The sequence below is a fragment of the Campylobacter sp. TTU-622 genome (genome assembly GCF_016598965.1).
In the GTDB taxonomy this organism is placed as follows: Bacteria; Campylobacterota; Campylobacteria; order Campylobacterales; family Campylobacteraceae; genus Campylobacter_D.
This window is the reverse complement of sequence record NZ_JAENKR010000007.1, coordinates 19810-30219: the sequence shown is the minus strand read 5'-3', so window position 1 is coordinate 30219 and position 10410 is coordinate 19810. Positions and strand designations below refer to the sequence as shown.

The 10410-nt window shown below is 28.0% G+C and carries 10 protein-coding genes, 1 other RNA gene and 1 pseudogene; 11 read left to right on the top strand and 1 reads right to left on the bottom strand.

The window, feature by feature from the left end; translation table 11 throughout:
• The 10 genes and pseudogenes from JG677_RS01810 to JG677_RS01765 form a co-directional block, all read left to right on the top strand.
• Positions 1-272 (top strand): annotated as a pseudogene (locus tag JG677_RS01810) (polyprenyl synthetase family protein); the annotation flags it as partial.
• Positions 272-1582: a glutamyl-tRNA reductase gene (gene hemA / locus JG677_RS01805; RefSeq protein ID WP_200284862.1), complete on the top strand. Its 1311-nt coding sequence runs from the start codon at positions 272-274 to the stop codon at positions 1580-1582. The pseudogene JG677_RS01810 and the gene hemA, both read left to right, overlap by 1 nt.
• Positions 1572-3278, top strand: a complete 1707-nt coding sequence (locus tag JG677_RS01800; protein WP_200169679.1) for a proline--tRNA ligase — start codon at positions 1572-1574, stop codon at positions 3276-3278. The genes hemA and JG677_RS01800 overlap by 11 nt, the downstream gene beginning before the upstream one ends.
• Positions 3275-3664 carry an integral memnbrane protein gene (locus tag JG677_RS01795; RefSeq protein ID WP_200169681.1) on the top strand — a complete coding sequence of 130 codons (390 nt, stop codon included), beginning with the start codon at positions 3275-3277 and terminating at the stop codon, positions 3662-3664. Before JG677_RS01800 ends, JG677_RS01795 begins: the two co-directional genes overlap by 4 nt.
• Positions 3661-4587, top strand: coding sequence for a hydroxymethylbilane synthase (gene hemC, locus JG677_RS01790; RefSeq protein ID WP_200169683.1), 927 nt, complete (start codon positions 3661-3663; stop codon positions 4585-4587). The genes JG677_RS01795 and hemC overlap by 4 nt, the downstream gene beginning before the upstream one ends.
• Positions 4587-6389: a menaquinone biosynthesis decarboxylase gene (locus JG677_RS01785; RefSeq protein WP_200169685.1), complete on the top strand. Its 1803-nt coding sequence runs from the start codon at positions 4587-4589 to the stop codon at positions 6387-6389. The genes hemC and JG677_RS01785 overlap by 1 nt, the downstream gene beginning before the upstream one ends.
• A 119-nt stretch (positions 6390-6508) precedes the next feature.
• Positions 6509-6868, top strand: coding sequence for a FlaG family protein (locus JG677_RS01780; RefSeq protein ID WP_200169687.1), 360 nt, complete (start codon positions 6509-6511; stop codon positions 6866-6868).
• Positions 6869-8821 (top strand): flagellar filament capping protein FliD, encoded by a 1953-nt coding sequence (gene fliD / locus JG677_RS01775; RefSeq protein WP_200169689.1) that lies wholly within the window; start codon positions 6869-6871, stop codon positions 8819-8821.
• A gap of 10 nt (positions 8822-8831) precedes the next feature.
• Positions 8832-9215, top strand: a complete 384-nt coding sequence (fliS, locus tag JG677_RS01770) for a flagellar export chaperone FliS (protein WP_200169691.1) — start codon at positions 8832-8834, stop codon at positions 9213-9215.
• Complete coding sequence (locus JG677_RS01765; RefSeq protein WP_200169692.1) at positions 9199-9420, top strand: hypothetical protein; 222 nt, start codon at positions 9199-9201, stop codon at positions 9418-9420. Before fliS ends, JG677_RS01765 begins: the two co-directional genes overlap by 17 nt.
• On the opposite strand, the gene rnpB is transcribed toward JG677_RS01765, so the two are convergent.
• An RNA gene (gene rnpB / locus JG677_RS01760) (RNase P RNA component class A) lies at positions 9408-9735 on the bottom strand. The two genes, JG677_RS01765 and rnpB, sit on opposite strands and share 13 nt — an antisense overlap.
• 103 nt (positions 9736-9838) lie before the next feature.
• Here rnpB and efp point away from each other — a divergent pair.
• Entirely contained in the window at positions 9839-10408 is a 570-nt protein-coding gene (efp, locus tag JG677_RS01755) for an elongation factor P (RefSeq protein ID WP_200169694.1), read from the top strand.
• The last annotated feature ends 2 nt before the right edge of the window (positions 10409-10410 follow it).

Here is a 10410-nt window from a genome sequence, read left to right as displayed (position 1 = left end):
ACTTTAAAGAAGGGAAAACAACATTACCTTATATATATCTTTATAAAAAATTAAATGATGTTGATAAAAAAACGTTAATGAGCTTTTTTAAAAAAGAATTAAATAAGGATGAGATTACATGGGTAAAAGAACAAATGGCTAAAAATCAAATTCTAGAAGAGGTGTTTAATGAAGCTAGATCATATGGAGATCAAGCATTAAAAGCAATTGAAAATTATAATAAAACTTCTTTAAATGAAATTATTGATAATATGATAAGTAGGGAATTTTAATGCATTATTTTTGCGTCAGTTTTACGCATAAAAATACTGATATTTCTATAAGGGAGAAATTAAGCTTTAGTAATAATGCTAAAAAAGAGGAATTTCTTAGTATTATTTGTGCTAATGAAAATATAAAAGAGAGCTTAATTATCAGTACTTGCAATCGTATTGAAATTTTAGTTTTTGCTAAAAATAAAAATCAAATTGATAAATTTATAATCTCTTCCTTATCTTTATTTTGTAATATAGATTCTCAAACTCTTTTTGAAAAAGCAGATATTTATGAAGATACTGATGCAGTGCATCATCTTTTTGCCGTTGCCAGTTCTTTAGATAGTTTGGTTGTTGGAGAAACTCAAATTGTAAAACAACTTAAAGATGCATTTATTTTTGCACTTGAAAATAAATTTTGTTCAATACATCTTTCTAGAATAATGCATTTTTCTTTTAAGTGTGCTGCAAAGGTAAGAAATCAAACTCAAATTTCTAAAAACCCAATTTCTGTAGCATCTGTTTGTGTTGCAAAGGCTAAAGAATTCTTTGATTTAAGTCAAAAAAAAGCAATAGTAATTGGCGCAGGAGAAATGAGTGAGTTGGCATCTAGATATTTGATTTCTGCTGGAGCTAAAGTCATTATTTTAAATAGAGATTTAAAAAGAGCAAAAAGATTGTGCGAAGATTTAGGAAAATCAAGTCATTTTGATCATTTAAGTCAATTGTCTTCCTATATTAATAAATACGATTTATTTTTTTCTGCTACAAATGCAAGTAATGCAATTATAACAAAAGATTTGTTACAAGAAGTAGATTTTAAACGCTATTTTTTTGATATTGCTGTCCCAAGAGATATTGAACTTGAAGAAAATGATAAGATTAAAGTTTTTTCTGTAGATGATTTAGAAGAAGTTGTTAAAAAGAATTTAATTTCAAGAGAATATGAAGCTCAAGCAGCTTATAAAATTGTAAATGCAATGACAGATGAATTTTTTAAGTATTTAAATGATTTGGCTATTATGCCAGTTATTAAAGCTATACGTTTAGAAGCAAAAGAATGTGCTATTAAACAGCTTGAAATAGCACTTAATAAAGGTTATCTTAAAAAATCAGATTTTAAAGAGGCTCAAAAACTTATTCATCAAGTTTTTAAAGCTTTTTTACACACTCCAACTATAAATTTAAAGAAAATGCAAGGTAAAATTCAAAGCGATACTATAATTAATGCTATGCGCTATGTTTTTGATATAAAAAATGATTTAGAAGATTTAAATTTAAATCAATATAAATGTGAATTTAATGCAAAGGAAGAGGATGAAATTTAGCAGACTTTATGCCCCTACAACAAAAGAAAATCCAAAAGATGCACTTTTGCCTAGCCATATTTTTTTAACACGTGCAGGTTTTATTGAGCAAATTGGAAGTGGTCTTTATAATTTTTTACCTTTAGGGAAAATGGTTTTAGAAAAAATTAAAACAATTATAAAAGAAGAAATGGATAAAGCAGGAGCGCAAGAATTAAGTCTTAGTTTTATTACTCCTTCAGATTTATGGAAAGAAAGTGGTAGGTATAATGTTTTTGGTAAAGAATTGTTAAGATTTAAAGATAGAAAAGAAAATGAATTTGTTTTAGGACCAACTCACGAAGAAGCAATACTTTCTTTAGTTAAAAACAAAATTACAAGCTATAAACAACTTCCTTTGCATCTTTATCAAATAGGATTAAAATTTAGAGATGAAGCAAGACCTAGATTTGGACTTTTAAGATGTCGTGAATTTTTAATGAAAGATGGTTATAGTTTTCATAGTAGCGAGAAAGATTTACAAGAAGAATTTGATTTAATGTATAAAACTTATAGTCAAATTTTTACAAGGCTTGGTTTTGATTTTCGTGTTGTAAATGCAGATAGCGGAGCTATTGGAGGAAGCGGATCTAAGGAGTTTATGGTTTTAACAGATAATGGTGAAGATGATATTTTGACTTGTCAAAATTGTACTTATGCTGCAAATATTGAGGTTGCCAAAAGAGCAAAAAAAGAATGTAAAGATGAAAGACCAGAAGCTAATTATGCAAGTAAATTTCATACGCCAAATATTAAAAGCATTAAAGAATTAGCTGATTTTTTTAAAATAAATGAATTTTATACTATTAAAGCTATTGCAAAAAAAGCTATTTATGAAAATGAAAGTAAAATTGTTGTGTTTTTTATACGAGGTTGTGATGAACTTCAAGAGGTAAAAGCTTTAAATGCTATCAATGCTTTAGAATTGCAAGATGCTAAAGAAGAAGAGCTTATTGAAGTAGGACTTTGTCCAGGATTTATTGGTTTTATCGGGCTTAAAGATATTGAATTTTACATAGATCAAGAACTTGAAAATGAAAAACAAATGATTATAGGAGCTAATGAAAAAGATTATCATTTAATAGGTATTGATGTTGTAAATTTAAATAAAAATCGTTTTAAAGATCTAGTAGAAGTAAAAGAAGGAGATTGTTGTATAGAGTGTGGCGCTAAATTAAAAAAAAGCAAAGGAATTGAAGTAGGTCATATTTTTAAACTAGGACAAAAGTACTCTAAATCTATGAATGCTAATTTTTTAGATGAAAATGGCAAAGCTCAAGCCTTTTATATGGGATGTTATGGCATAGGAGTAAGTCGTTTAGTTGCTGTAGCTATAGAAGCAAGTTATGATGATAAAGGTTGTATTTGGAATAAAATTTTAAGTCCTTTTGATTTGAGTATTATTATTTCAAATATAAAAGATGAAAAAGTAGTTGCATATGCTAATAATCTTTATGAAAATTTAAAAAAAGAAGGTATTAAAGTATTATTAGATGATAGAAATGAACGTTTTGGAGTTAAAATTAATGACTTTGAACTTATGGGATTTCCTTATGCTTTAGTTATAGGAAAAAATTTTGAAGAAAATAAGATTGAATTAATTCAAAGAAAAGGCTTAAAAAAAGAATTAATTGATGCTAATAAAGCTTTAGAACTTATAAAAAAGATAGTATTATGAAATTTAAATTAAGTTTAACCCCTTTAATTCTACTTGAAATATTTTTTACGATTTTATTTATTGTTGTTTTTGGTCTTGGTAATTTTTTAGCTTTTGTTTTAATTAGTATGGTTTGTGGTATTGTAATTTTGGGAATTTTTTGGAAGAATTTGCTTGAATTTCATATCGATAGTTTTAAAAATATGTTTATACAATTTTCTTTTGTGATTTCTGGTTTTTTACTCATTTTTCCAGGAATTTTAAGTAGTATTTTAGGAATCTTAATATTTATTTTTGGCATTTTGTTAAAAATAAGCACTAATACAAATTCATTTAAGGCTAATACAAAACAGAATTCGTGCAATGATGATATTATTGATGTTGAGATAATAGAGGATAATAAATGAAAGAATTAATTATTGCTACAAGAAAAAGTCAATTAGCTTTATGGCAAAGCGAATGGGTAAAATCATTTTTGGAAAAAGAACATAAAATTAAAGTTATACTAGAAGGTTTTAAAACAAAAGGAGATGTTTTGCTTGATTCTCCTTTGGCAAAAATAGGTGGCAAAGGACTTTTTACAAAAGAACTCGAGCAAAGTATGCTTGAACGAAAAGCACATTTAGCAGTTCATAGCTTAAAAGATGTGCCAAGTTTTTTTCCAAAAGGTTTAAAGCTTGTAGCAATTTCAAAAAGAGAAGAGAGTAATGATGCTATGCTTTCTCAAAAATATCCTACTTTAAATGATTTACCTCAAAATGCTAAAGTAGGAACAACAAGTTTAAGACGTAAAATGCAACTTTTGCTTTTAAGACCTGATTTAAATATTATTTCTTTAAGAGGTAATGTAAATTCTCGTATAGACAAATTAAAAAATGGCGAATTTGATGCAATCATTTTAGCTTTAGCTGGGATAAAAAGATTAAGATTAAATTCTTTAGTTAATTATATAAGCATTTTTTCAAAAGATGAAATGATACCTGCTGCTTCACAAGGTGCTTTAGGAATTGAAGCTCTTGATGTGCCTGAAATTATTTCTTTGCTTGATTGCTTAAATGATGAAAATTCATTTATAGAAACTACTATAGAAAGAGATTTTATTAGAGTTTTAGAAGGCGGATGTCAAGTTCCTATTGGAATTAATGCTGAGTTATTTCAAGATAAAATTCATATAAGAGCTATTTTAGGACTTCCTGATGCAAGTGAATATCTAAAAGAAGATTTTACAATCAATAAAAACGATTTTCAAAATGCAGGAGAAGAATTAGCTTTAAAATTTATTAAATTAGGAGCTAAAGATTTATTAAAAAGAGCAGAGGCAATGATATAATGAAAAATTTCATTAAAATTTTAAAACAAAATGATTTGTTAAAAATTATAGAAGAACCTATAGATGTTGATCTTGAGATGGGATATATTGCTTATATAGAAGCTAAAAAACAAGAAGATGGTAAAGCTTTATTATTTACTCATCCTATAAGCAAAAAAGAAAATAAAAATTATAATTTCCCTGTTCTTATGAATACTTTTTGTAATGAAAAAGCTTTAAATTTAATTTTTTCACGTCCTTATTTGGAGGTAGCAGATGAAATTTCAAAGCTTTTAAAATTACATATCCCTACAAATCTAAAAGCAAAAATAGATTTTTTTAAGATTTTATTTTCCTTAAAAGATATTCCACCTAAAAGATTAAGTGCTAAACGTTCTAAATTTTCTTTTAAAACTTTAAATTCTTTAGAAGAACTTCCTATTTTGAAAACTTGGCAAAAAGATGCTTCTAAATTTATTACTATGGGCCAAGTTTATACCCAAAATGTAGATAAAACTCAAAATAATCTTGGAATGTATCGCTTGCAAGTAAGTGGCAAAAATGAACTTTTAATGCATTGGCAGATTCATAAAGATGGAGCACTTTTTTATCATGAGTATAAAAAAGCAGGTTTTAAAAAAATGCCAGTAAGCATTGCCATTGGTGGAGATCCTTTATATATTTGGTGTGCCCAAGCCCCTTTGCCAAAAGGGATTTTTGAACTTTTACTTTATGGTTTTATTAAAAAAACAAGAGCTTTGCTTACTCCTTGTGAAAATGGTATTTATGTTCCATATGATAGCGACTTTGTTATAGAAGGTTATGTAGATTTAGATGAGTTTAAACTCGAAGGTCCTTTTGGGGATCATACAGGTTTTTACACTCCACAAGAACTTTTTCCAGTAATGAAAGTTGAAAAAATTTATGCTAAAAAAGATGCTATTTATCAAGCCACTATAGTAGGAAAACCTCCTTTGGAAGATAAAATTATGGGACTTGGAACTGAGAGAATATTTTTGCCTTTATTGCAAACTAGTATTCCTGATTTAATTGATTATAAAATGCCAGAAAATGGTGTTTTTCATAATCTCATCTTAGCAAAGATTGATACAAAATATCCAGCTCATGCTAAACAAATTATGCACGCTTTTTGGGGTATAGGGCAAATGAGTTTTGTAAAACACGCTATTTTTGTGGATAAAGATGGTCCAGATTTAAATGATTATGATAATTTAATCCCTTATATTTTAAATCGATTTGATTGTCAAGATTTATTAATTAGCGAAGGAATTTGCGATCAATTAGATCATTCATCTCCTAATGCTTGTTTTGGGGGAAAAGCTGGACTTGATGCTACTGAAGAGAAGATAATACAAAGTTTGGAACTATTAGAAGATGAAGATTTAAAAGTACTATTTCAAACTAAGCTTGAAATTATTGATTTAAAACAATTTTATAAAGAGAGTAAAAATCCTATAGTATGTATTTTACTTGATAAAAAAGAAAGCATAAAAGAAAGTTTTGAAAAACTTTTAGATTTTAAAAAGCATTTTAGAATTTTAGTTTTTTTAGATAAAGAAAATCGGTTAGAAAATCCTTATATGCTAGTATGGAGAGTTGTTAATAATATAGATGCTAAAAGAGATATATATATAAAAGAAAAAGTAGTAGCTATAGATGCAAGTGCTAAAGGAAAAATGGAAGGCTATGAAAGAACTTGGCCTGAAGAAACTATTTGCTCCAAAGAAATTATTGATGATCTAATCTTACGTAAAATTTTAAAAAATGATACACAACTTTTCAAAAAATTTGAAATTTTTTAAATTTGAGAATACTTTTTGCTTGTAGTTTTGTAAGTTTATAAATTTCTATATAAACTATTAATTTTTTTTATTTAAATCCGATATGATGACAAAGCGAAAATTTTAAAAAGGATTTTAAAATGGAGGTAACTAAGCTTGCTAAAATGGATATATCAAATAATGTGAATATTCAAAGTCATCATAAAACCAATGAGGAAAATATTCAGAAAGTTCAAACAAATTCTGAATATTCTAAACAAACTCAACAAGAAGGTTTAAGTGAAAAATTATCAGAAATTACTAAAAATTTAAATGAGCAAATGGATTCGTTAAATACAAATATAAGATTTGCTTTTAATGATAAAATAGGCTCTATGTATATTAGTGTTACTGAAAAAAATACAGGAAGAGAAATCCGTCAAATTCCTAGTGAAGAAGCCATGAGATTGGCTGAATATTTTAGGGATGCGTTGGGATTAATTTATAATAAGGAGAGTTAAATGGCATTTGGAAGTTTATCTAGTTTAGGTTTTGGATCCGGAGTTTTAACACAAGATGTCATTGATAAATTAAAAGCAGCAGATGAGGCAAGTCGTATAAAACCATATACAACTAAAATTGAAGAAAATAACACTAAACAAAAAGATTTAACTGAGATTAAAACAAAACTCCTAAGTTTTCAAACAGCAGTTTCAGCTTTGGGTGATGCAACTGTTTTTGCAAAAAGAAAAGTAAATGCAAGTGTAACTACTAATCCTCCAGCTAGTTTAACAGCTGATAGTGGTGTAAGTTTGCAAAGTATGAAAATAAATGTAACCCAATTAGCTCAAAAAGATGTTTATCAAAGTAAAGGTCTTTCAAATGATAGTGGCTATGTTGATGCAAATTTAGATGGACAAGCTTCTTTTACTTTATTTCAAAATGGAAAACAATATACTATAACTTATGACAAGACTACGACTTATAAAGATTTGGCCGATAAGATTAATCAAGCAACAGATGGAAATATACAAGCTAAAATAGTTAACACCGGAGAAAAAGATGCTCCATATCGTCTTACTCTTTCAAGTAAAGAAACAGGCGAAGATAATGCGATTGGATTTTTTGATGGTTTCAAAAATGAAGATGGATTATATCAAGTTGATTCAAATGCTTCAAAACTTTTTTCAAATCTTGGCTGGGAACTTCATAAACCTTTATCTGATAGTAGTTCTGGTGATATTACTACCATAGATCCAAATAATTTTACAGGTTATGGTATAGTAGATGATCCTGATAATCCTTTACATATCCAAAAAGCCCAAAATGCAGAATTTACTTTAGATGGTGTTAAAATGATTCGTCAGAGTAATACAGTAACAGACTTGGGCGTTGGTATAACTTTGACTTTAAATTCAACCGGAGAGATTAATTTTGATATCCAGCAAGATAATGAATCTGTCATAAAGGCTATGAATGATCTTGTAGATAGCTATAATGACTTAATAGTTAATTTACAAGCAGCCACAGATTATAATAGTGAAACAGGAACAAAGGGAACTTTACAGGGTGTTACAGAAGTAAATAGTATAAGATCGACTATTATTTCAACACTTTTTGGAACTCAATCTGTTGATGGTTTTGTTGAAGATGCAAATGGTAATAAAATTCCTTCTAAGGTAATGGTTTCTTTGCAAGATTATGGACTTAGTTTAAGTGATTCTGGAACCTTGAGCTTTTCTCAATCAACTTTTGAAGAAAAAATGAATGAAGATCCAAGTTTTATTGAAAGTTTTTTTGCTGGTATTACTCAATACAAAGATATCAATTATACAGGTGATTTGGTAGAAACTAGCGATACAACTAAAACTTTATCAGAAAGCGAAAAAGAAATTAAATTTGAAAAAGGTAAATTTACTATAGTTTTTAACAATCAAACTTATGATTTATCAAAAACTAGAGACGGAAAAGATTTTGTTCTTACAGGTGATACCAAAGAAGAACAAATGCAAAATTTGGTTCAGCATATTAATAGTTTAAATATAGATGGATTAAATGTTAAACTTGAAGAAGTTAATAAAGATGGAAAACAAGGTGTTGTTATAAAATTTAGTAGTGATAATGGTTCTGATTTAACAATCAAAGGAGATGATGAATTTCTTAAACAATTTGGTTTAAAAAATACTACTGTAATTTCAGAGCCAGTTGAAGGACTTGGAGTTTTTGCACAGCTTAAAAGCAAGCTTCAAGGTATGACAGGAACTAATGGTTCTTTAACTAAGCTTGATGAAAGTTTAACTAATGAAACAAAATCATTAACAAAATCTAAAGAATCAACTCAATCTTTAATTGATTCAAAATATGAAACAATGCAAAATCAATTTTTGCAATATGAAAGTATTTTAAATAAATTAAATACACAGCTTAATACCATAACAAATATGATTAATGCCATGAATAATCAAAATAGTTAAGGAATATAAGATGCAAAATAATTTAGCCTATAATGCTTATTCTCAAAATCAAGTGGGGATAGAATCTCCACAAAAGCTCATTGAAATGCTTTATGAGGGAATTTTACGTTTTTGTGCAAGAATTAAATTTGCTATTAAAAATGAAGATATAGAACAAAGAGTTTATTATGTAAAAAGAGCTACGGCTATTTTTATAGAGCTTATTGATAATCTTGATTATGAAAAAGGTGGAGACGTAGCACATTATTTAAGTGGTCTTTATACAAGAGAGATTCAACTTTTATCTTTAGCAAATTTGGAAAATAATGAAGCAAGAGTAGATGAAGTAATCAATGTTGTAAAAGGTCTTTTAGAAGCTTGGAGAGATGTTCATAATAATGAAAACTTGGCTTGATAAATTTAAACTTGCTTTAATTGAAGAAAATATCAGTATTTTAGAAGAGCTTGTAGATAATTTTCCACGCAATATGGATAATGAAAAACTAATAGAAGTTAAAGCTTTAACCGAAGAAGCAATAAGGCTTATTATCAGCAAAAAAGATATAGCCGCTAAAGAAATTCATAAATTTAAAAGAGCTTTAGAATATACTAAAGCATAGCTATAAGCCGAGTTCTGTCTTGAATGCTCATTTATCTAGTTTTGTTTTTACAAACAAAATCAAGCGAAGGGTCCAACTAAAGACTTAAACCATCCCTTCTTGCTGCGAATTGGGTTTACAAAGCCGAAATTATTACTAAAATCGCTGGTAAGCTCTTACCTCACCTTTTCACCTTTTCCACTTAGTGGTAGTTTGTTTTCTGTTGCACTTTCCCTTAGGTTGCCCTAGCCATCTGTTAGATGGAATTCTTGTCTTTTGCAGCTCGGACTTTCCTCTTCATTAAAATAATAATGAAGCGAGCATTTGCTATGCTTTGTATAATTTTAACTAAAATTTCTTGTTTTGAAAATAAATTTTTTATAAGTATATAAAATAAAATTTGATAAAATAAAATTTATTTTTCATATAAGGAATGATTATGGCATCTTATTCGATGGGTGATTTAAAAAAAGGCTTAAAGATTGAAATTGATGGTATTCCTTTTAAGATAGTAGAATATCAGCATGTAAAACCAGGTAAAGGTCCTGCTTTTGTACGCATAAAAATAAAATCTTTTATTGATGGTAAAGTCCTTGAAAAGACTTTTCATGCGGGAGATAAGTGCGAAGCTCCAAATTTAGAGAATAAAAAAATGCAATATCTTTATGATGACGGTGAAAATTGTCAGTTTATGGATACTGAAACTTATGAGCAAGTAGCTATCACAGAAGATGATGTGGGTGAAGCTAAAAAATGGCTTTTAGATGGTATGATGGTAGAAGTTTTATTTCATAATGGCAAGGCAATTGGTGTTGAAGTTCCTCAAGTTGTAGAGTTAAAAATCATAGAAACAGCACCTAATTTTAAAGGTGATACTCAAGGTTCTAATAAAAAACCAGCTACTTTAGAAACAGGTGCCGTTGTTCAAATTCCTTTTCATGTTTTAGAAGGAGAGATAATTAGAGTGGATACCACAAGAGGTGAATACATAGAAAAAGCAAGCAAATAGCA